The sequence below is a fragment of the Leptolyngbya sp. FACHB-1624 genome (assembly GCF_047649235.1).
GTDB lineage: Bacteria > Cyanobacteriota > Cyanobacteriia > Leptolyngbyales > Leptolyngbyaceae > Leptolyngbya > Leptolyngbya boryana.
The window spans coordinates 3500340-3521293 of the sequence record NZ_CP180258.1; the positions used below are offsets into that span (position 1 = coordinate 3500340).

The 20954-nt window shown below is 47.5% G+C and carries 20 protein-coding genes and 1 tRNA gene; 8 read left to right on the forward strand and 13 right to left on the reverse strand.

The genetic code is table 11. The features are described 5' to 3' along the window. Positions 1-43: 43 nt before the first annotated feature. Complete coding sequence (locus ACMUEV_RS16450; RefSeq protein WP_190652359.1) at positions 44-730, reverse strand: helix-turn-helix transcriptional regulator; 687 nt, start codon at positions 728-730, stop codon at positions 44-46. Between the two features lie 358 nt (positions 731-1088). Here ACMUEV_RS16450 and ACMUEV_RS16455 point away from each other — a divergent pair, with 358 nt between their 5' ends. The 3 genes from ACMUEV_RS16455 (at position 1089) to ACMUEV_RS16465 (ending at position 5131) form a co-directional block, all read left to right on the forward strand. Continuing rightward, positions 1089-2123: a hypothetical protein gene (locus tag ACMUEV_RS16455; RefSeq protein ID WP_017288021.1), complete on the forward strand. Its 1035-nt coding sequence runs from the start codon at positions 1089-1091 to the stop codon at positions 2121-2123. Between the two features lie 177 nt (positions 2124-2300). Then, on the forward strand, positions 2301-3383 hold the full coding sequence (gene psbA / locus ACMUEV_RS16460; RefSeq protein WP_017288020.1) for a photosystem II q(b) protein: 1083 nt from the start codon (positions 2301-2303) through the stop codon (positions 3381-3383). A gap of 140 nt (positions 3384-3523) precedes the next feature. Further along, positions 3524-5131: a DUF697 domain-containing protein gene (locus ACMUEV_RS16465; RefSeq protein ID WP_190653710.1), complete on the forward strand. Its 1608-nt coding sequence runs from the start codon at positions 3524-3526 to the stop codon at positions 5129-5131. Here ACMUEV_RS16465 and ACMUEV_RS16470 read toward each other — a convergent pair. Beyond that, complete coding sequence (locus tag ACMUEV_RS16470; RefSeq protein WP_017288016.1) at positions 5128-5430, reverse strand: isochorismate lyase; 303 nt, start codon at positions 5428-5430, stop codon at positions 5128-5130. The two genes, ACMUEV_RS16465 and ACMUEV_RS16470, sit on opposite strands and share 4 nt — an antisense overlap. Beyond that, positions 5427-6791, reverse strand: a complete 1365-nt coding sequence (gene murD / locus ACMUEV_RS16475; RefSeq protein ID WP_190653709.1) for a UDP-N-acetylmuramoyl-L-alanine--D-glutamate ligase — start codon at positions 6789-6791, stop codon at positions 5427-5429. The genes ACMUEV_RS16470 and murD overlap by 4 nt, the downstream gene beginning before the upstream one ends. Positions 6792-6966: 175 nt before the next feature. Between murD and ACMUEV_RS16480 the strand changes: the two genes are divergently transcribed. Together ACMUEV_RS16480 and ACMUEV_RS16485 are read left to right on the forward strand one after the other, a co-directional pair. Beyond that, a complete protein-coding gene (locus tag ACMUEV_RS16480) occupies positions 6967-8289 on the forward strand; it encodes a 16S rRNA (cytosine(967)-C(5))-methyltransferase (protein WP_017288014.1) in 1323 nt (440 codons plus the stop codon). Next, on the forward strand, positions 8286-8702 hold the full coding sequence (locus ACMUEV_RS16485; protein WP_017288013.1) for a TerB family tellurite resistance protein: 417 nt from the start codon (positions 8286-8288) through the stop codon (positions 8700-8702). Before ACMUEV_RS16480 ends, ACMUEV_RS16485 begins: the two co-directional genes overlap by 4 nt. A gap of 26 nt (positions 8703-8728) precedes the next feature. Here ACMUEV_RS16485 and psb35 read toward each other — a convergent pair whose 3' ends face one another. The 5 genes from psb35 to ACMUEV_RS16510 form a co-directional block, all read right to left on the reverse strand. After that, positions 8729-8944 (reverse strand): photosystem II assembly protein Psb35, encoded by a 216-nt coding sequence (psb35, locus tag ACMUEV_RS16490; RefSeq protein WP_017288012.1) that lies wholly within the window; start codon positions 8942-8944, stop codon positions 8729-8731. Positions 8945-9053: 109 nt separating this feature from the next. After that, positions 9054-11426 (reverse strand): transglycosylase domain-containing protein, encoded by a 2373-nt coding sequence (locus tag ACMUEV_RS16495; RefSeq protein WP_197693269.1) that lies wholly within the window; start codon positions 11424-11426, stop codon positions 9054-9056. Positions 11427-11663: 237 nt separating this feature from the next. Continuing rightward, positions 11664-12641, reverse strand: coding sequence for a chlorophyll synthase ChlG (gene chlG, locus ACMUEV_RS16500; RefSeq protein WP_017288009.1), 978 nt, complete (start codon positions 12639-12641; stop codon positions 11664-11666). A 45-nt stretch (positions 12642-12686) separates the two neighbouring features. Beyond that, positions 12687-13778: an ArsA family ATPase gene (locus ACMUEV_RS16505; protein ID WP_190653708.1), complete on the reverse strand. Its 1092-nt coding sequence runs from the start codon at positions 13776-13778 to the stop codon at positions 12687-12689. Between the two features lie 109 nt (positions 13779-13887). After that, positions 13888-14184, reverse strand: a complete 297-nt coding sequence (locus tag ACMUEV_RS16510; RefSeq protein ID WP_239741164.1) for a DUF2862 domain-containing protein — start codon at positions 14182-14184, stop codon at positions 13888-13890. Positions 14185-14380: 196 nt separating this feature from the next. Between ACMUEV_RS16510 and ACMUEV_RS16515 the strand changes: the two genes are divergently transcribed. After that, positions 14381-15142 (forward strand): SH3 domain-containing protein, encoded by a 762-nt coding sequence (locus ACMUEV_RS16515; RefSeq protein WP_190653707.1) that lies wholly within the window; start codon positions 14381-14383, stop codon positions 15140-15142. 225 nt (positions 15143-15367) lie between these two features. Continuing rightward, positions 15368-16138: an SH3 domain-containing protein gene (locus tag ACMUEV_RS16520; RefSeq protein ID WP_190653706.1), complete on the forward strand. Its 771-nt coding sequence runs from the start codon at positions 15368-15370 to the stop codon at positions 16136-16138. 55 nt (positions 16139-16193) lie between these two features. Here the strand turns inward: ACMUEV_RS16520 and purB are convergent, their stop codons facing one another. The 3 genes from purB to ACMUEV_RS16535 form a co-directional block, all read right to left on the reverse strand. Continuing rightward, positions 16194-17516, reverse strand: a complete 1323-nt coding sequence (gene purB, locus ACMUEV_RS16525) for an adenylosuccinate lyase (protein ID WP_017288004.1) — start codon at positions 17514-17516, stop codon at positions 16194-16196. A 117-nt stretch (positions 17517-17633) separates the two neighbouring features. Then, positions 17634-18317 carry a cysteine hydrolase family protein gene (locus ACMUEV_RS16530; protein ID WP_017288003.1) on the reverse strand — a complete coding sequence of 228 codons (684 nt, stop codon included), beginning with the start codon at positions 18315-18317 and terminating at the stop codon, positions 17634-17636. Between the two features lie 5 nt (positions 18318-18322). Further along, positions 18323-19120 carry a hypothetical protein gene (locus ACMUEV_RS16535; RefSeq protein ID WP_348251565.1) on the reverse strand — a complete coding sequence of 266 codons (798 nt, stop codon included), beginning with the start codon at positions 19118-19120 and terminating at the stop codon, positions 18323-18325. Positions 19121-19344: 224 nt separating this feature from the next. On the opposite strand from ACMUEV_RS16535, the gene phoU reads away from it, so the two are divergent. After that, on the forward strand, positions 19345-20016 hold the full coding sequence (gene phoU, locus ACMUEV_RS16540; RefSeq protein WP_190653704.1) for a phosphate signaling complex protein PhoU: 672 nt from the start codon (positions 19345-19347) through the stop codon (positions 20014-20016). Between the two features lie 7 nt (positions 20017-20023). Here phoU and ACMUEV_RS16545 read toward each other — a convergent pair whose 3' ends face one another. After that, positions 20024-20689, reverse strand: a complete 666-nt coding sequence (locus ACMUEV_RS16545; RefSeq protein ID WP_017288000.1) for an FHA domain-containing protein — start codon at positions 20687-20689, stop codon at positions 20024-20026. A gap of 112 nt (positions 20690-20801) precedes the next feature. Beyond that, positions 20802-20891: transfer RNA gene (locus ACMUEV_RS16550), tRNA-Ser, on the reverse strand. Between the last annotated feature and the right edge of the window lie 63 nt (positions 20892-20954).

The window sequence follows — 20954 nt, forward strand, 5'->3', positions numbered from 1 at the left end:
ATAGTCGAAACCCAACCCTGACGGGATGCTCGACTCAATTTGTCTATCTGGAATACCAAATTTGCTGTTGGTTCCCTATGCTCTTGCGTTTTGCATAAATATTCTTAACGTGGGTCTTGACCGTATTCAATGTGATTTTTAGAAAGTCTGCAATCTCTTGATATGAATACTTTTGCCGCAACAAACACCAAACTTCGGCTTCTCGTTCGGTGAAATCGTATTTTACTTGTTCGATCGTCAATTCTTCCTGTAACAAGGCAAAACAGTCTTCTAAATGAACGAGAAAGAATGTCCGTTCAGCTAAATTTAGCCAGCGAACCTGTAATCGAAAGAGTTTATTGGCTCCATCTTGATACTCCATTATGAGGGGGTCTGGTATGACAAATCCTTCTGCTAGCAATCGTTCACAGAGCGAACGAACTAACGCTGGTATAGAGTTATTGGGTTCTAAACGATGACATAAGTGCTTTGCTGACTCATTGCAGTAAAACACTTGTAATTCATCGGTGAGCACCATCATCCCCACTGGCATCGTATCTAACAAAACTGCCCATAGTGCATCCTGGCTAATGAAACTACGACTGAAATCGGGTGATTCAACCGATCGTAATCGCTGCTGCTTATTAGTATTGAGTTGTTTTCTCTGAGAACGCCGAGACGATCTCTTTTGCAGATTAGGCGTGAATACAAACTGAGAATCCGATGAAACAGAAAAAAGGCGGGCAGTCATAATGTGACATCCTCAAGCAATTTCATGATTGTGAACATCGTACGTCCGAAGTCACAATGAGCGCACAGAAGCTCCCCGAAGAATGCCGAACAAAGGTGAACAAGGCTGAAATAATTTAAAGATTTAGGGCTTTTTCATCCCAGAGGAAAAACAGTTAGTCATAATCGTAAGAACAACAGGAGTTTTGCGCTGCATGACCGAACTGATGCAGGGCTATCTCTGCTTGGATTGACTAACGATGCACCAGCAATTTCACTTGTGCAAATGCCTCGCACTCTAAACTATTGCTGATCCAAGCATTATCTCGCTTCACCCATTCAGGTTGTTTTATCAACTCTCTTTAGCCCCCACCTTTGCCATGCTTCCAGATCTGGTCGATCGCTTATTTCCAATCGAGGTTCAACGTTCTTACATCGCTCTGATTCAACGCCGAGGCGGACTCACTCGGCGCAAGGCAGAATATTTTGTCCGCCTCTGGGCGTATCTCTTGCTGAAACAGCAAGAAGAATTACATGGCGGTATTCCAACTCGCTTAAAAGAACTTCGTGCTCCAGAAGGATTAGTCAACTGTACTCATCGTGAAGCAGCTGAGCTGTTTTACCGAGATCAGGAAAAAGGTAGCGATCGTGCGGCGGGAATGATGATCGATCGTCTTGCTGCGTTAGGATTACTCGACAAACAATATGACGGGAATTCTCTCGCACTCAAAATACGTACCTTTCCTGAAATTGAACTTCCTCCCAGCGAAGAGCCTGTCGAGCTTTTTGCTGATATGTTTAATCCTCGAACTGACGCAATTACTATCTCAACGCTATACACCAAAAACTATGCACCGATGATTCGAGATGGTGCAGCGATGGCTAAGCTTGCTAAAGTTCTCAGATTATGGTCACAACAGTACGGCAAAGGAATGCGGGTACTTCGGCGGTCAGATAATCATAATGTAGTGGCCGCTTGTGTTTTGTATCCAGTCGCCGCAGAATCCGACCAGTACTTCTTTCAGCAACCGAGTAAAAGCTTTTATCTCACAACGGACAATCCAGTTGATCCATTCATCATGGCTCAGCCAGGCGATAAGACCTGCGTCTCGATTTACATTCGGGCTTGGGTGATTGATCAACCGTATCTAACGATCACATCGCTCTGCCAGCTCTTAGAAGATACTCAGCAGACCTTAATTAAGATGCGTGAGGATTATCCGGAAAGCTGTGACCTTTACACATTAATCGTTCACCCAATTTACGAAGAGTTACGTCGAATTCTAGGATTTGAGCGAATTTGTGAAGACAGTCAGCGTTCCTTTGCTTGGATTCATGGCGCAATCGATCGTTTCTTAGAAACTGATATGCAGCGGGCACTCTCAAATCTCAGAATCGGAGACGCCTCGCAATAAGCTCTGTGTCAGGCTTTGCAGAGATTCAATGCCGATTTTGTGAACTTTCTGTTACAAAACCTGAGTAAAAACTTAATTTACCTCTTTACAAAATGAAACGATTCACTTAATCTAGATTCATAGATTGAAATTTCAATCTAATCTTTGAGCAAACAAATCAAGCACTCATACAGAATCATGACAACGACCTTACAGAGACGCGAAAGCGCAAACCTGTGGGCGCAGTTCTGCAACTGGGTCACCTCCACCGAAAACCGCCTGTATGTAGGCTGGTTCGGCGTATTGATGATCCCCACCTTGCTGGCTGCAACCATCTGCTACATCATCGCCTTCATCGCTGCTCCTCCTGTGGACATCGACGGCATCCGTGAACCTGTTGCAGGTTCCTTGCTCTACGGCAACAACATCATCTCTGGTGCAGTTGTTCCTTCCTCGAACGCAATTGGCTTGCACTTCTACCCAATTTGGGAAGCAGCATCCTTAGATGAGTGGTTGTACAACGGTGGTCCTTACCAACTCGTCGTATTCCACTTCTTGATCGGCGTCTTCTGCTACATGGGACGTGAGTGGGAACTCTCCTACCGTCTCGGCATGCGTCCTTGGATCTGTGTTGCATACTCTGCACCTGTTGCAGCAGCAACCGCAGTCTTCTTGATCTACCCGATTGGGCAAGGATCGTTCTCCGACGGTATGCCCCTCGGAATCTCTGGAACCTTCAACTTCATGTTGGTCTTCCAAGCAGAGCACAACATCTTGATGCACCCGTTCCACATGTTGGGCGTAGCTGGTGTATTCGGTGGTAGCTTGTTCTCGGCAATGCACGGTTCGTTGGTAACTTCTTCGTTGGTACGTGAGACCACTGAAGTTGAGAGCCAAAACTACGGTTACAAGTTTGGACAAGAAGAAGAGACCTACAACATCGTTGCAGCACACGGCTACTTCGGACGGTTGATCTTCCAATACGCATCGTTCAACAACTCTCGCGCACTGCACTTCTTCTTGGGTGCATGGCCGGTCGTCGGCATCTGGTTCACCGCATTGGGCGTGTCCACGATGGCGTTCAACCTGAACGGATTTAACTTCAACCAATCGATCATCGACTCGCAAGGTCGTGTGGTGAGCACCTGGTCTGACGTAATCAACCGTGCGAACCTGGGTATGGAAGTAATGCACGAGCGTAACGCTCACAACTTCCCGCTCGACTTGGCTGCTGGTGAAGTTGCACCTGTTGCAATGAGCGCACCTGCAATCAACGGTTAATTTTTAACTGATTTGAGCAAAATGAAGCCCTCCAGAAATGGGGGGCTTTTTCGTATTTGAGGATTGATCCCAGCTAGGCAAGTCAATCGCGAGACTTTGATTTATCCTGGAAGTCAGAGATTTGCAAGAGTGGGTTAAGAATGACTAGTTCGTGGCAGCGATCGTTAATCTTAGGGGGTGTCGGCGCAACGCTTTCACTCTGGGTCCTCGAAAATTTGACGCATACCTTGGGAGATTGGCTGCCCGCCATTGTCATTGGAAGTGGAATTGCCTGGGTTGTTCTAAAATTTCAACAGAGCGATACGCCTAAGATTCGAGTCGAGCCAGTTTCGCTGAATAAAGTTCAGACTGAATTGGTCGAGGCGAAAGGACTGCTAGACCAACTCGCGATCGAGTCGCAAGATTTATCGATCGATGGCAGTGCTCAGCAATTGTCTGACCTACGATCGCAAATTCAAAACATTACTGCGGATCTGAAGCGAGATGAGATTCGGTTTGCTGTGATGGGCGGTAAGTCAGTTGGCAAAACCATGCTGATGAATTTACTTGAGATCAAATGGACAAGAGGCATTTCACAAAAGCTCGTTTTGCAGGACACTCCTGAACTCTTTGCAGCAACGGAAGGCGGAATTATTGCAGAGCGGGATGCGTGGAAATTAGCGCGATCGGCAGATGTCATTTTATTTATGACGACTGGTGATTTGACTGGAACGGAATTTCAGGCAATTCAAAAAATTACGTCTGTGGGTAAAAGGCTAGTCTTGGTATTCAACAAACAAGATCAGTACTTGCCAGAGGAACAGAAAATCGTTTTAGAGCAATTGCGTGAACGAGTTGATGGCATTCTCAGCCCACAAGATGTCATTGCAATTGCAACCAATCCAAAATCTTTGAAAATCCGACAACATCGATCAGACGGCACATTCAAGGAATGGATGGAGAAAGTCGAACCGCAGATTCTGCCCTTACTGGAGCGGTTAAATCAAATTCTCATCCAGGAAGGGAAGCAACTTGTTTTGTCTAGTTCTCTTAGCAATGTGACTGCGGTTCAGGCAGAAGCGAAATCAGCGTTAAATCGAATTCGACGCGATCGCGCAATGCCCCGAATTGATCAAGCGCAATGGATTGTGGCAGGTACAGCATTTGCCAATCCATTTCCAGCATTGGATCTGTTAGCAACTGCTGCTATCAACGGTCAGATGGTAATGGATCTGAGTAATTTGTATCAGCGCAAATTCACGTTAGAACAAGCGAAGACTGTCGCTGCGACGATGGCAGGTGTGATGGTGAAATTGGGGCTAGTGGAGGTTTCTACACAAGCGATCGCGGCAATTATGAAAACGAATGCGATCACCTTTGTCGCAGGTGGATTGATTCAGGGCGTGAGTGCAGCGTATTTGACCAGATTAGCTGGATTAACGTTGATTGAATATTTTGAAGGGGAATCAGCAGAAGAGATTAAGCCTGACATTCTGCAACAGATTATGGAGAAAGTCTTTGAGCAGAATCGACGATTGCCGTTTATGCAGATGTTTGTCAAACAGGCAGTTGATCGTTTGGTGAAAACGCCGCTTTCTGCTTCTGCGCCTGTCCCAACTCCAACTCCGCTAGATGGGTTGCCTGCTCCACAGGAAGCTCCTTTAGAAATCGGAGCAAAGCTAGAGAAAGATGTGAACTCGGAAATAGCAAAATCGGATGAACCAAAGCTTTTAGAAATTCCTGAAGTTTCTTTGGTTGAGATTAACTAATCTGGGTGTTGGGTTTTCCATTGCTGGAGTTCTTCCTGAATGAAGTGATTGACGAGATCTCGGTATAGCTTTTCGATCGCATCAGGGTTTAATCCTTCTACTTCTGCCCAAATTCTCCGCTGTTGCAGCATCGATTGAAATCGTTCTGGTGCTTTGACGCTGGTTGCATCGGTTTTGAACTTAGCCGCAGCTTTCACATAAGCGAAACGTTGACCAAGAAGTTGGATGACTTGTCGATCGAGAGCATCAATCTCAGATCGAATCTCAGTCATGTTCTGGCATTCTTCAGGTGGCTTCATTGGAAGGATTCTAGACAGAGTTGACGGAAGTGATCGCCGCGATGCTCAAAGCTCTGATACTGGTCAAAACTCGCACAAGCGGGAGAGAGAAGCACGACTTTAGCGGAATGTTGTTTTGCGAGTTGGGGTGATCGTGAGATCGCGCGATCCATGGTTTCGACAATCTCGTAATTCGAGTAGCTCACCTCATCTAAGCGCTTCGCAAAGGTCGGGGCTGCTTCTCCAATTAATAGCACTGCGGCAGCATTGGATTGAATGACATTCAGCCAAGCTTGATCTTCGCCAATTTTCGGTTCTCCACCTGCAATCAGAATTGCTGGAGCTTTGACGGCAGAGAGTCCAACTTCGGCAGCATCGTAGTTCGTTGCTTTGCTGTCGTTGATGTAATCGACCCCTTGATAAGTGCAGATGAATTCTAAACGGTGTTCTACTCCAGGAAATTCTGCAACGGCTTCGGCGATCGCACTCTTCTCAATGCCTGCAAAATGTGCGGCTGCAACAGCAGCTAGTAAATTCTGTAGATTGTGCGCTCCGGGCATTTTTAGCGCATCTGCTTGGACGATTTTTTCATCTCGGACAAAGACCCAATTGTTCTCGATATACGCTCCGAATGCGGGATTTCCAACCAACTCAGACCGTCCTTTGACACTTGTCCAACAGGCAGTCTCTTGAACTGGATAACCATGGGCTGTTCCAATCTTCCGAAGATAGGGGTCGTCGCCGTTAAAGATCTGCTGCTTAGTTTGATTGAGTAAACTCGCTTTGATGTTGTAATAGTTTTCTAAGGTTTTGTGGCGGGCGAGGTGATCGGGCGTGAAGGTTGTCCAGATGCCGATTTCAGGTGCAAGTGAAGGAGCCGATTCGATCTGATAACTGCTAATTTCCGCGATCGCCCAATCGGGTTTTTGGTCGAGTAATGCGACTTCGCAGGCGGCATAGCCAATGTTGCCAAAAGCAGGAGCATAAAGTCCGGCTTTCTGGAAAATTGCTGCAGTCAATGCCGTAGTTGTCGTTTTGCCATTGGTTCCGGTGATAGCGACCCAAGGAGAAGAATTGAGCGATCGCCAAGCGAGTTCCATTTCGCCAATAGTTTCGATGTTGAGCGATCGCGTTTTGACTAAACTGGGAATATCCCAGGGCACACCGGGACTGACTACGATTAAATCTGGGCGGGCTGATTCAGGGTCAAAGTTATCCCCTAACCGTACTTCAATGCCTTCTGCGATCAGGGCTTGCTGTTGAGAGTGGAGAGATTCGGAAGACCCACGATCGCTGATGATGACTTGCCATCCTTGACGTTTCAGAAGTCGGGCGGCAGCATTGCCAGATCTTCCCAAACCAATTACGTAAGCTTTCGGCATAGTCACAAACACAACAAGTCTTTTTGCATTCTTAATCGTACTGCGGAACGCTTCACGATGATTGAATCTCTATATGCTTCTTGCAGCGATCGAGACATTGAGCAATGTCACTTTCAACTGAAATCGATCAACCGATTGTTATCCTAGATAAGCCACTCTCGCATTTCCTCGATCTTTGAATCAGTCCTCTCGCCAGCTTGCTTTTACGACACTCCGATCGATTCAGAAAGGAGCCTTCGCTGATGTTGCAGTTGATCAAGTGCTGCATCAATCTGATCTGAATCTCCTCGATCGACGATTGTTTACCGAACTCGTTTACGGAACCGTTCGTCGTCAGAGAACCTTAAACGCGCTGATTGATCAGTTTGCGAAAAAGAAAGATCAACCCCCTGATCTCAGATTGATTCTGCAATTGGGACTGTATCAACTACGCTATCTCAATCAAATTCCTGAATCCGCCGCAGTCGATACGAGTGTTGAACTTGCGAAGAAAAATAAGCTGAGTGGACTCACAGGAGTCGTCAATGGGATTTTGCGGCAGTATCTGCGATCGCAACTGATTCTTCACGCTGACCCATTAAAACTTTGCGATGATCCAGTCGAACAACTTGGAACGCTACATAGCTATCCCGATTGGATCATTCAAGTTTGGTTAGAGCAATTTGGAATCGACGATACAGCTAAACTCTGTGAATGGATGAATCAACCCCCTCGGATTGATCTGCGGGTGAATACTTTAAAGACCAACATCGAGCAAGTTGAATCTGCAATTCCAGACTCGCAGTGCATTCCCAACGTGCCAAATGCACTGAGATTACCTAGCAACGCTGGAGCCATTCAGAACTTACCAGGCTATGCAGAAGGCTGGTGGATTGTTCAAGATAGTAGTGCTCAACTCGTCAGTTACTTAGTCGATCCGCAACCTGGAGAGATTGTTGCAGACGCTTGTGCGGCTCCCGGTGGCAAAACTCTGCACCTGGCAGAATTGATGCAAGATCAAGGAACCGTGTGGGCGATCGACAAAACCGCCTCTCGATTGAAAAAGCTTCAGCAAAACATCGATCGCTTAGGGGTCACTTCGATTCAGATTTTGACAAGTGATAGCCGAGACGTTCCCAGTTTGAAAGGGAAATGCGATCGGGTTTTAGTCGATGCACCTTGTTCAGGCTTAGGAACGCTGAATCGTCATGCCGATGCACGCTGGCGACAAACCCCTGAAAGCGCAACAGCACTTGCTCAACTGCAACAAGAAATTCTCACCGAAGCTGCAAGTTGGCTAAAACCTCAAGGCGTGCTTGTGTACTCAACTTGCACCTTGAATCCGCTCGAAAACGAATCCGTGATTGAGAAATTCCTCCATCAGCATCCAAATTGGGCGATCGAACACCCTACGCATCCAGCTTTGATCACACTCACTTCCCAACAAGGGTGGATCAAAGTCCTCCCGCACTGCCACAATATGGACGGATTCTTTATGGTTCGACTCAAACAAATATGAAAAACGATGTCAAAGATTTAGTAAAAATTCTGATCGGTGTCGCTTGGTTAGATGGGAAAATTCAGCCGGAAGAAAGAACGTACTTACAGCGAATTGCGATCGAAAAAGGAGTGGCAAAAGATCCAGAAATTCAACCCATCCTGCACGAACTTCGAGCGGTTCGATCAGAGGAATGCTACCAATGGATACAAGACTATCTGGGCGAGCATCCTACCTCTGAAGAATGCCATCATCTCATCGAAGCCATTAGTGAAATTATCTATACCGATGGCATGATCGACAGCGAGGAAGCCAAGCTTCTCACTCGCCTGCAAATTCTCGAATCTGAACCTGTCCCAACCCTGCAAACCAAGGTTGTCTCAGCGCTGCGTAAGCTCTATCAGCATGGACTCCAAAAAATTGAAAAGCTCTGAATCGTAATCCAGAGCTTGGTTTAAGCCTAAATACCAGGCGTTTCTTCTTTTTCAACTTCTGGCACGATATTAGGACGCTCTTTATCTTCCCAACCGACCGGGCGTTTCGAGTTGTACCAAGCGATTGACCCAATCGTCACGGCTGCCACAAACCCAACCCCATAAACTAACGTGAACGAGGTCGGAAACTGCATTCCAGGCTTTGTTGCTACTTCGGTTGCCACTTCTAATAGAAGATTCATCTAAACTGCTCCTGTAAATTTTCTACTGTGGAATCCAGACTAACAAAGTCATCATAGCAGGGCATCTTTCGCCAGTTCGATCCGTTGTTACAGAATTAGGTACTTTCTACTAATTCCCTGGAGGAGGTAGAGGGTCAGCAGCGGCGGGAGCAGGATCAGCAGGAGGTGGTGCAACTGGAGCAGCCTCAGGTTCAGGTGGAGCAGCTTCAGGTTCAGGTGGAGCAGCCTCAGGTTCAGGTGGAGCAGATCTAGGAGGCTCTGGCTCAGAATAGCGTGGTTCTGAGTAAGTTGGTTCGGGTGGAGCTTCCTCATATCGACGACGAGGTTGTTCTTCAGGGGAATCTGGAGCTGTGCCCAGTGCTCGGAGCCGATTCGGTTTTACAGGCTGAGCCTTGATCGTGCCTTTGCGATCGTCCAAATTCTCTGGAATCTCAGCAAATTTTTGCGTCGGCATTCCTGCCACAGCTTCTTTCATAAATTCATGCCAGGTAAAAGCAGCCGTTCCACTGCTTCCCCAAGTGGGAGAATTATCGTCGTTGCCGAGCCATACACCTGTAACCAGTTGTGGGACATAGCCAATAAACCAAAGGTCACGCGCGTTTTCTGAAGTTCCAGTTTTTCCTGCCACGGGTCGATCGAGTCGGGCTGCCCGTGCTGTTCCATCTGAAACGACTCCACGCATCATCCAAGTCGTAATTGCCGCCGTTTCTGCATCTAAAACTCGTTTTGGTTTGTAGTTTGCATCATAGAGAACCTTGCCTTTACGATCGATCACTTTGCGAATTGCATGAGGTTCAACATAATTTCCCTGAGCAGCAAACACGCCATACGCACTGGTCAGTTCTAATGGATTCACTTCATATGCGCCTAGCGCTAATGAATAAGTGGGTTCCATCTTCGATCGAATTCCCATGCCCTGCGCTAGTTTGATCACAGGTTCAAATCCGACATCGATCAGCACTTTAACGGCAATCACATTCACTGAATTGGTCAGTGCCGTTTTCATGTTCAACCAGCCAGAATACTTATTGCTGTAGTTCTTCGGCTGATAGCCATCGACGCTAAAACGCTCATCCAAATAGGATTGATAAGGCGACTTGCCGGTTGCAATGGCAGTGGCATAGACAAAGGGCTTAAATGTCGATCCAGGTTGCCGTTGAGCTTGGGTCACTCGGTTGAATTGACTATCTTTGTAGAAGTCATATCCACCGACCATCGATCGAATTTCACCATTGCGCGGATCGATAGCAACGAGTGCGGCTTGCTTGAAGCCTTCAGCATTTCCGTCTACGCCGATCGCCTCTCGAATCGATCGCTCTGCAACTTTTTGCCACTTCGCATTCAGAGTCGTCTCAACGGTCACGCCACCTGCTGCAAGTACGTCTTTCGGGACAAGTTTCTCAAGCTGCTGCTGAACGTAATATGTGAAGTATGGCGACGTACTTTGAAGATTTTTCGGCATACTGGGCTTCACAACCAATTTCTCAGCCTGGGCTGCCTGAGATTCTGCTTCGCTGATGTAACCAGCCACCACCATTTTGTCGAGCACTGTATTTCGCCGCTCTTGAGCTTTTTCTAAGCTCACTAATGGGGAATATAAACTGGGCGCAGGAGGCAATCCCGCGATCATTGCCATCTCGCCTAGCGTTAGCTGATCGAGGCGCTTACTAAAATAGATCCACGCTGCATCTGCTACACCGTAAGCATTAGAGCCAAGATAAACAAAGTTCAGATATTTTTCGAGAATCTGCTTTTTATCGATCGTGCGCTCAAGTTTCTGAGCAATCAGGGCTTCGCGAACCTTGCGACCGAGAGAGCGATCGTCTTGATCGAGAAAGACCACTCGTGAAAGTTGCTGAGTGAGCGTACTTCCTCCCTCAACTACATCTCTCGAAGTCAGGTTGCGAAAGACTGCCCGCCCAATTCCCTGAAGATCAAGCCCGTTATGGTCGTAAAATCTACGGTCTTCCGAAGCAACAAATGCATCGATCAATCGCTTCGGAATCCGATCAACCGCCACTTGATCGCGCGTTGCGGGACCCAATTGATGTAAAACTGATCCGTCGGAAGCTCGAATGGTCAGTGTTCCGGGACGAGCAAATGTCTTTAATTCAGCCGGGTCAGGTAAGCTTTGATCGACTTGAATCGCAGCATATCGGAATAGTCCAGCTCCGCCCAAAATGACAATCCCGATCGCGACTCGCTTTTGTACCACCGGATTTTTGATCGGTGCAGGTATCTTATGGTCTAGTGCTTCAAGGCGACGAGTGGTAACATCTAAAAACCTTCGCACCCCTGCCATCCGAGGATGCTCCATGAGCTTCGTTACTCCTGCGGATAAAGGGTTGCGGGCGCGTTCTCGTCTAGATTTTGGCTTCACTTGGCGCTTCTTTCCTGTTCCGTCTGTCATAGAGTCCAGCCCTGTTGAAGATTGATCCATCCGAGTCGGTTTTTCTCTACGTTTTGAGCGATGCTGTGCCACGATTGTGCCTCTTATCACAAAGCAGAAGAAAAGATCCGCAGAAACCAGGGAATTCATCTCTGTTAGATTGACGGAAAGCGATTCTTACGTCAACCGTGTTCTTCAAACGGATGATCTCTGCTGCGGGGTCAGAATCATGACCGAATTTGAAGAATTACTGACGTTTAGTCTACAAGACTTTCAGGATTTTGCGATCGCAATCCCTTTGATTCCGGGGTTAGCGATCGCAAATCAAGGCTAAATATTTGCATGTCCTAATGCTAACGCCGTCACCAACATGCCAAACACAAGAAAGGGTTGGGCGCTGGCTTGATATTTAACATCGTTCTTGATCGGGTCTCGCAGGAAGTACATATCTTGAAAGGTGATCTGCGGAATGATTAACAAGATCAGCAGCGTCGCCATCAGATTTTGATGAATGGTCATCAGATAACCTGCAACTCCTGCTTGAAAAACATCAATCATTGCTACACAAATCCAAGCCGCTGTTGTTACTCCAAACATGACCGGAAGTGATTTGAGTCCTAGCGCTTTATCGCCTTCGACGCTCTTGAAATCGTTGACGATCGCAATTCCCAAGCCCGAAAAACTGTAGAACAAGGTCAAGATAATAATGGTCGGATTCAGATCGCCAAATAAAGCATGTCCTGTCCACCAGGGAATCGCAATATAGCTTGCACCGAGCGCATAACAGCCTAGCCAGCCATTTTGTTTGAGTTTGAGAGGGGGTGCTGAGTAGATATAAGACAAGAATGATCCGGCGATCGCCAGTACCGTAATCGTTGGAAATTCATGCCCTGCCCAACGATCCAAAACATAGGCAAGTCCCACACCGCTGAGGAGCAAGAACCAAATTTGGATCACAACTTGGTTCAGAGGAATCGCACCCGATGGAATCGGACGATACGGTTCGTTGATGGCGTCGATCTCGCGATCGTAGTAGTCGTTCATAATCTGCGTGTAGCCTGTGAGCAGTGGTCCTGCCAGCAGCATACAAGCCGCAGATTTCAGCACATCTTCGAGTGCCCAATGATAGTTTCCAGACGAAGCCGCACCGCAGAGAATTCCCCACATCAGCGGAATCCAGGTAATCGGCTTCATCAATTGCAGCCGAATCTTCCAGATCGAAGATTCTTTCACGTCTGCGCCTTTCATCCCCAGAATCTGGCGAGTTTTGGCAGAGCGCTCGGTTTGAAGTTCAGAAGATTCAGTCATAAGGTTAGGGTCGTGAATTGAATAATCGCGGACGACTAAGACACGCTAAAACGAGATGATTAAATAGCCGTCTTGGAATTTTGCGCCTGTCACAGGTTGCCCGCGTAATGGCGCAGGCAGGTCGATATTGCGCCGCTGATCGCCCGCTTCGATCGTGATTTCTGTCCCATACTGGGTCAGTTTGACTTGCTTTTTATCAAATCCCGGCAAGAATAAGCTTACTTTTCTTTCGGCGACATTCACCGCGATCGGTCTCGGGGCTTCAGAAGTGTGATCGAGTTCTGGCAATGCATCGATCAGGGACTGCCAGTCATTCACGGGCTGAACCGGAATCGCTGAAATTGGCAAAGGCTGAAATGCTTCGCTGACCGCAGAAGCATCGCTGGAACGATTACACAAAACGCCTGCAACGGTTAAGCCAATTTGTTGCGCGCTGCCCCAGAGATATTTTGCACTCGCGATCGCAGCCTCATCTTCAGTCGTCACTAAGAAAGCTGCCATGCGTTTCGGATCATTCACCGCTTGCTTCCCTTGATCTAACAGATCATTGGCTTGACGAGTCGGCTGGGCAAAGTTATCCCCGACGAAATTGTTGTTCGTGAAAATTGCAGCAGCGATCGGTTGAATCAACATCGAAACCGTTTTCCCTAAATCTGAATCGATAAAGACCTGACGGAATCGACGAATATACCAACTCAATGTCTCAGGCGTTCCCAACAATCGCAGCGTATCTTGATTGCCTGCGCCATCGTAGATGATTACGTCATAGCGGCTATCAAACTCTCGCAGGGCATTCAAAGCGAGCAACTGATCCAAGCCTGGAAAAATCGCCAATTCCTGACCAAACACATTTTTCAGAATCGGTGACTGAAGATATTGCGCCTCCAACTTTTTCACTTCTTCCCAACTGCGTTCGAGCAGCGTTGTTGTCTGAAGTTGAACGGCGCTGAAGTTGGCAGAAATTTCTTGTGGATCAACGCCAACCGTTGTTCCGAGTGCTAAACCAAAAGCCGGAGTCGGATCTTGTCCGACCAGTAAAACGCGCTTTCCTTGAGCAGCAAACTTTTTGGCAGCCGCGATCGCGCAAGTTGTCCGTCCGGTTCCGCCTTTACCTAAAAACGTCAATATAAAAGCCATATCCAAATCCGCAAAAAGGGGCGATTCATGAGAAGAGGGGTCAGGGAAAAAGGCAAACTGCTTGATTCCCTAACCCCTATGGTATCGACTGGTCGAATTCTTAGCTCGATTAGCCGATCGTTTCCAACTCATCCTCAAAAAACCAGGTTGAGTATTTATCCTCAAACTGGACGAGTAAACCAATGCCTTTGCCATCAACCACTTTGTATTGGCTGATAACGCCAGTTGCTCCGAGCTTTTTAACCACATCTTGGGGGACACGATCGCGCAGTCGCCGAACGCGCACTTTTTGACCAATTTCCATTGCCACTTCTGATACTTGACCATCCAAAAGTTTACCAGGATGTTGCGTCTTATTAAGCTGCTGACAAGACAGAATCAAATGTCGAGGGGTATTACCCCTCATGGGTCTGACCCAGATTATTTTGTCAAGTGGGAGAACACGATGAATTGAGAAGAGTTAATTTTCTAGGATTGTTGGGACTCCTGAACGCATTTGCATGAATTTTAGGGCAATCTACAAGAGTGAAGACGAGTCGCGGAACTGAACAAGCGCTTGTAAAGTTTGAATTCTCAATTTTGGATCAGCATGAGGCATCACCATGTCGGTTAACGTGAAGACGATTCTGAAATCTCCTTTGGCAGTTGGAGCTTGTATTACCGCAGTCATGACCGTGTCTGGAACTCTGTATGCGGTAGCGAAACCCAAGGCGACGGTTAACAGTACAGAATCGGCGAATGTCATTCAAACGGTCGCGCAGGATTGTCAAACGATCGTCTTTGACGATAAGCCGCCATTGAATGTGAGATCGGCTCCAATCGAGAAGGTCGGAAATATTGTGGGGTCCCTACAGAATGGTATTGTTGTTACCGTGATTGGGCGCAGAGATGGCTGGTTACAAATTAGCCAACCTGTTGTGGGCTGGATTTATGAGAATTTAACTCGGAAAACCTGTGAAAGTGATGGTCCTGTTGCAACGCTCAATCGGAAACGAGCGAATGATCCAACTTTAGCGAGTTTGCCGAATGATCCAGGCAGCCGCCTCTACCGTGAATCACTTTCGCATTTCCAAGCTGGAAATTTAGATGGCGCGATCGCACTTGCAAAAGCTGTGCCAGCCAACAGCGCCGCCTATCCCCAAGCTCAATCGGCTCTCAAGACGATGCCCAAATCCTGGGATAAAGCTGTGACTCAATATTCAACGGCGCTAGCAGCAGAAGAACAGAACCGTTGGAGCGATATTCTCAAGATCGCGACGAATTATCCCGATATTCGCTACTGGAGAGAGAAACTCACGCCGATTGTAAAACGGGCGATCCAGATGCAACATGATTTTTCCGGTTCAGATAGAGATGTTCAGTAAGGTGACACATTGAGCTTTGTACAATACTCAAAACTTTCAGTAGGTCTTTGCACAGTCAAGGTCAGTGCGGGTTTACCATAGCCGAAACTCAACCTGACGCGAAAGTTGAATTGAAACCTCTAGGCTTTTGCAAGTCTGGAGGTTTTTTGTAATTCACTAAACCATTCCGTGATTGAATTTGCAAGTATTGAAGTAATTTCTTGATCCCAAGCTTCTCTACGACATATGCCTTTTAGATCCTCAGCATTGATTTGGTTCCGCTCAAGCACTTGTGCAACCTTGTTAGCGATGATGGCAGCTTGTTCTTCTGCGCCTCAATCTTCTGCCCCAGGTGCAAGCTCTCCGACTGCAGCGCCTCAATCTCCTGCAAAACCGACTGAATCTCCCACGGCTGCACCTCAATCGATCCCTCAACTGTCGCCCGAATCTCCAAAATCGGATGCTGCTTCTGACGCTAAGCCCTCTGGCTCAAAAGCGACTCGAACCGTCGAAAAATGTGTGATTCGTATGGCGAAAGTCAACGATCCAGAGTCACCTCTGAATGTACGATCGAGTCCCAATGCTTCCTCACAGATTTTGGGACAGTTGCCAAATGGAACGTTTGTCGATGTTGAGAATGAACAAGACGGCTGGTTCAAAATCACGGGTGAGCAGCCAGGTTGGATTGCGAAATCTAGAACAGAAAATAACTGTGGTGAAAAAGTTGAGCGGATCGAATTTGCTGGAGGACAAGACAACATTGAAATTAGAGATCGCTTCATTGGAACTGGCAGTCACACCTATTCCTTCAATTTGAGCAAAGGTCAGACATTGACGGTGACGCGCGATCGCCAAGTTTTTCCCAGAATTGTTGCGCCGGATGGGAAAGATTTGGTTGAGTACAGAGAAGACCGAAAATCTTGGACGGGTGAGGTTGCTGCGACCGGAGATTACGCAGTTATTTTTGAATCGAACTTCAAAGGATATGAATATGGAGTGTCTGTCGAGGCACGTTAGGGGAATGGGAAGTCAGCATAACCATTGCTACTTTCCCCATTCCCACATTCCCCGATTAAATCCCTAACCGTTGATAAACCTGATCGAGATTTTTCAGATGCACCTGTGGATCAAAACACTCATCCAATTCTGTAGTCGATAGCGTTTTGGTCACGCGATCGTCTTCACTCAGCAATTGACGGAAATTCCCATCTTCCCGATTCCAGGCTTGGTGGGCGCAAGATTGCACGATCGCATAAGCATCCTCTCGACTCAATCCTTTCTGCACCAATGCCAGCATCACCCGCTGACTAAACACTACCCCGCCGTAAACGTTCATGTTGCGAGCCATATTCTCTGGATAAACCAGCAGGTGTTTAATCAAGTCTGTCGTCTCAACCAACATAAAATGCGTCAAAATGCATGCATCGGGTAATGCAACCCGCTCGACTGAACTGTGAGAAATATCGCGTTCATGCCATAACGCAACATTCTCTAATGCAGCAGTCGCGTAGCCTCGGAGCAATCTTGCCATTCCGGTCAAACGCTCCGATCGAATCGGATTTCGCTTATGGGGCATGGCAGACGATCCTTTCTGACCCTTTGAGAAAAATTCCTCAACTTCCAAAACATCCGTTTTCTGCAAATTGCGAATCTCAACCGCAAACCGCTCGATCGAAGCTCCTAACAAAGCGAGGCAATTCATATAATCGGCATGGCGATCGCGAGAAATCACCTGGGTTGAAGCGGCATCTGGTTCCAGTCCTAAATTCTGACAAGTCAGCGCCTCAATGCGCGGATCAATATTGGCGTAAGTTCCTACTGCGCCAGAGATTTGACCGACTGCGATCGATTTTCTGAGTTGACATAAGCGATCGCGATGGCGCAACATTTCAGCGAGCCAGCCTGCCAGTTTGAATCCAAATGTGATCGGCTCAGCGTGGATGCCATGCGATCGACCAATCATCACCGTATTGCGATGCTGTTGGGCCTGATATCGGATGGCTTGAATCAACGCTTCTACATGCGTCATGATCACATCTAAGCTGGCGACCATTTGCAAGGCTAAAGCGGTATCCAGCACATCCGAACTGGTCATGCCTAAATGAATATAGCGACCCGCATCGCCTACATATTCATTCACATTCGTCAAAAACGCGATCACATCATGACGAACCTGCGCTTCGATTTCTAAAATCCGCGCCACATCAAATTTCGCTTTCGCTTTAATCTCTTCAACCGCTTCAGCCGGAATATAACCTAGCTCGGCTTGCGCCTCACACACTGCTATTTCAACTTGGAGCCAGGTTTTAAATTTGTAGTGATCTGTCCACAAATCGCCCATCTCAGGCAGGGTGTAACGCTCAATCAAGGTAGGGGTGCCGAATTCAACCGTCACATTGTAGCGCCTCAAGTTCCCGATTCAAAGAGGGCAACAAAAAGGGTGACAAACCGCCACCCGAAACGCAAGGAATAATGATGAAAGTATTGATCGAGATGCACTGGACTTAACTTATCATTCTCCGGCTTTCCACGATCGTAAACCCTGTAACACCGCCTCTGTGTTTGCCGTCCATCCCACAATGCCCCCTTGTGCCCGCACCATCTCTAACGTCGCTTGTTTAAATTGTGGAAAGTAACTCTCAGTGGCATCTTCGACGAGTAAGCACTCATATCCTCGATCGTTTGCCTCTCGCATCGTGGTCTGCACACAAACTTCGGTTGTTACGCCTGCAATCAAAAGATGAGTAACATTGCGATTGATCAACTGCATCTCCAGATCAGTGTTGTAAAACGCTCCTTTTCCGGGCTTGGGAATCAAAACTTCCCCCGGTAAGGGAGCAAGTTCAGGAATGATTGCGTTTCCAGGTTCACCCAGAATCAGAATCCGCCCCAACTTGCCCTGATCGCCAATGGTCAGGTTTCCTTTTCCCCGCTTGAGCTTCGATTGCGGACAGTCAGACAGATCCGGCAGATGTCCTTCTTGAGTATGAAAGATCGGCAGGTGCAGCGATCGACATCCTTCGAGCAGTTGTTTCACGGTGGGTACGATCGCTTGAGCGAGTTTCACATCATTGCCAAGGGCTTCACCAAATCCGCCTAACTCCAGGAAATCGCGCTGCATATCGATCACGATTAACGCGACTTGGGAATCACTCGGAAGTTCGTATTCGTAAGGCTGTGCGGCGATCGAAGGCATAAGGTTTAGAAGGGAATTTGGCTATTTTTACTGGGAAGGGCTTTCAAGTAATGCAGAAACTCGATCAGTTCATCCTCATCAAGCTCCGCACGGGTTTTCTTGCCGTATGTATCTTGCAAGTAAGTGCTGCCCTGTTTTTTCGTCCAGCCGATGCGCTCAATCTCAGTTCCAATCTGAGCGATCGCATCGGATAAGTCGATGGGTTCGGGTGCTGGAAAATCATCTTCCTCAAAATCGGGTGCAAAATCTGCTACAGGCGGCACAGGTTCGCGAGTAAATTCAAGAGGTTCAGATTTGATCTCGGGAAGATCGAAGTCTGGCACGGAAAATTCAAGCGCAGGGGCGATCGGATCTTCTTTCTTTTTGCGCGCAGGCTTTTTCGGTGCAATCCCTTCAGGAACCAATTCTTCAACAGGGGGTAACGGAATTTCTGCCATGGGGTCTAAGCTGGGTTCCACTTCTTTTGGCGCTTCCACCATTGGTCTAGATGGCACATCAAATGTCGCGGCACCCCCCGTCGGTGAAATTCCCAAAACTTCCATCGCTCTGACTCTGGCTCGATCTTCTGCGACTTCAATCTTCTCGGCAGCAGCCATCCCAGTTGCCATTGTGGTTGTTCCGACTTGCACGATCGCGCGAACGACAAATTGCCCATCCTGCACCTGCACCAGTTCTGAAATCAGCGCTCCTTGCGGAAATCGGCTCCGCAACTGAGCAAATAAACTATGTCCTTGGGAGTGAGATGCCAAATTGAGAGAATCTTCAGAGGAAGAGAACATAACAGGAGTGAGGTTCGCAATCATATCTATTGTAGGAAGAAGGGCAAACTGCCGCGACCATGAAAGTTTATAGGTTACAGGATCTCTCTCCAGATCGATCACTCTAAAATAGAAAAAGAGTCAAAACGTTTTGTGTAATACCTGTCAAGCTAAATTTCTCTTGTTATATTGAGGCGGCTGAAATTAACTGCTGTTCCTGATGTTCATTCGATACTCGGTTGTGTGTCCAAAATTTATCCCCCTAATCGATGCTGTATAGAAATGTGCCAGAAGGTCAGGAACCGATCCGTGTTCACTTCGAGCGTCAGATTAAACGCATTCAGCGTGATGTTTTGAGAATGGGCGCGTTAGTCGAACGCTCCTGTTGTCTAGCAAGAGAAGCTCTGTTCGATCGCAATCTTGAAGCGGCTGCGCAAATTAATAAACAAGATAAAAAAATCGATCGTCTCTATAAACAAATCGAACTCGATTGTGTGAATTTAATTGCGCTCCAGTCTCCGGTCGCGCAGGATTTGCGGCTGTTAAGTGCTCTGATGCAGTTAGTCCGAGATCTAGAACGAATTGGAGATTATGCCAAAAACTTAGGGGATGTCGCAGTGCAACTATTTCCCTATGCAGAATCACCTTACATGGGTCAGATTTTGCAAATGTTCGATCGCTGCCGTGCGATGTTAGCGTTGAGTCTAGAATCGTTGTCTGATCTGAATGCAGAATCCGGAATGGATGTGCGCCAGCGAGATGATGCGGTCGATTCTGACTATGAAACGCTTTACAACCTACTAGCGCGTCAGCAAGACGTAAAAGGCATTATCGAGCCAATTGTGCTGCAAATCCTGGTGATCCGCCATCTAGAACGAATGGCAGATCACGCTGCAAATATTGGCAAACGGGTGGCTTATATCGTGACTGGCAAACGGTGAGGATGGATTAGGTTTGAAAGAGAAACGAAATCTTATCGCCTTTGCCGAGTGAAATGCGATCGCCCGGTCTTAATCGATGCCGATTGCCCATCGGCAGGGGCGAATTATTAATATAAGTTCCGTTAGAACTGCCGACATCTTCAATGTAGTAGGTTTCACCTTCGACGCGAATGTCTGCATGAATCCGCGAAACGATCTCTGAGTTTGGAAACCCCGAAACATCAATGTCGGGTGGAATTTGATCGTTGGGTTTTCCGATATGCACCACAGTTAGACCTGGCGGGATTTCTACCACCGTGCTGGTTTGTAGATTTAACAAACGGGCGAAGGATTGCTGAAGCTGAGTTGCCAAGACTGGAGGCTGAATGGCGGCAGCTTCAGGGATTCTTTCAGCTTGGGTCGGTAGAAGAATTGGATCGGGCTGAACCAAAGGTTCAGGCACGATCGGTTCAGGCGATTCTAAGGGATCAGGCAGCGAAGATTCAGGAGTCGATAACATAGGAGCGCTCACAGATTTCAGGTGATAGCCGCACTGTCCACAGAAACTGGCATCCGCTTGCACGGTCGTGCCACAGCTTGGACAGGCGATCGAGACGGGCAAAGGCGTGTAACACGCTTCACATTGCACTGCACCGTCAGGATTAGCATGATTGCAATTGGGACAGACAATCATTTCGACAGGTTCCGATCAAAGGTGAATTTAATGATAGCTGCTAAAAATTTCAGCCGCGTTCGTAACTTGCAGTAGATACAAGTTTAAATCGGTTGATTACGGGATTTTAGAACGGAGAGAGAGGGATTCGAACCCTCGGTACGGTTCAAGACCGTACAACAGATTAGCAATCTGCCGCTTTCGACCACTCAGCCATCTCTCCAGAGTTGTCGAGTCACATCATAACAGCTTTTTGTGACTCGATCACAGTTTTTTGTGCGGATTT

Bases quoted from the DNA above. Each gene is read 5' to 3' on its own strand.
- ACMUEV_RS16450 (WP_190652359.1), bottom strand. From the start codon at position 730: ATGACTGCCCGCCTTTTTTCTGTTTCATCGGATTCTCAGTTTGTATTC.
- ACMUEV_RS16455 (WP_017288021.1), top strand. From the start codon at position 1,089: ATGCTTCCAGATCTGGTCGATCGCTTATTTCCAATCGAGGTTCAACGT.
- psbA (WP_017288020.1), top strand. From the start codon at position 2,301: ATGACAACGACCTTACAGAGACGCGAAAGCGCAAACCTGTGGGCGCAG.
- ACMUEV_RS16465 (WP_190653710.1), top strand. From the start codon at position 3,524: ATGACTAGTTCGTGGCAGCGATCGTTAATCTTAGGGGGTGTCGGCGCA.
- ACMUEV_RS16470 (WP_017288016.1), bottom strand. From the start codon at position 5,430: ATGAAGCCACCTGAAGAATGCCAGAACATGACTGAGATTCGATCTGAG.
- murD (WP_190653709.1), bottom strand. From the start codon at position 6,791: ATGCCGAAAGCTTACGTAATTGGTTTGGGAAGATCTGGCAATGCTGCC.
- ACMUEV_RS16485 (WP_017288013.1), top strand. From the start codon at position 8,286: ATGAAAAACGATGTCAAAGATTTAGTAAAAATTCTGATCGGTGTCGCT.
- psb35 (WP_017288012.1), bottom strand. From the start codon at position 8,944: ATGAATCTTCTATTAGAAGTGGCAACCGAAGTAGCAACAAAGCCTGGA.
- chlG (WP_017288009.1), bottom strand. From the start codon at position 12,641: ATGACTGAATCTTCTGAACTTCAAACCGAGCGCTCTGCCAAAACTCGC.
- ACMUEV_RS16505 (WP_190653708.1), bottom strand. From the start codon at position 13,778: ATGGCTTTTATATTGACGTTTTTAGGTAAAGGCGGAACCGGACGGACA.
- ACMUEV_RS16510 (WP_239741164.1), bottom strand. From the start codon at position 14,184: ATGAGGGGTAATACCCCTCGACATTTGATTCTGTCTTGTCAGCAGCTT.
- ACMUEV_RS16515 (WP_190653707.1), top strand. From the start codon at position 14,381: ATGTCGGTTAACGTGAAGACGATTCTGAAATCTCCTTTGGCAGTTGGA.
- ACMUEV_RS16520 (WP_190653706.1), top strand. From the start codon at position 15,368: ATGCCTTTTAGATCCTCAGCATTGATTTGGTTCCGCTCAAGCACTTGT.
- ACMUEV_RS16530 (WP_017288003.1), bottom strand. From the start codon at position 18,317: ATGCCTTCGATCGCCGCACAGCCTTACGAATACGAACTTCCGAGTGAT.
- ACMUEV_RS16535 (WP_348251565.1), bottom strand. From the start codon at position 19,120: ATGATTGCGAACCTCACTCCTGTTATGTTCTCTTCCTCTGAAGATTCT.
- phoU (WP_190653704.1), top strand. From the start codon at position 19,345: ATGCTGTATAGAAATGTGCCAGAAGGTCAGGAACCGATCCGTGTTCAC.
- ACMUEV_RS16545 (WP_017288000.1), bottom strand. From the start codon at position 20,689: ATGATTGTCTGTCCCAATTGCAATCATGCTAATCCTGACGGTGCAGTG.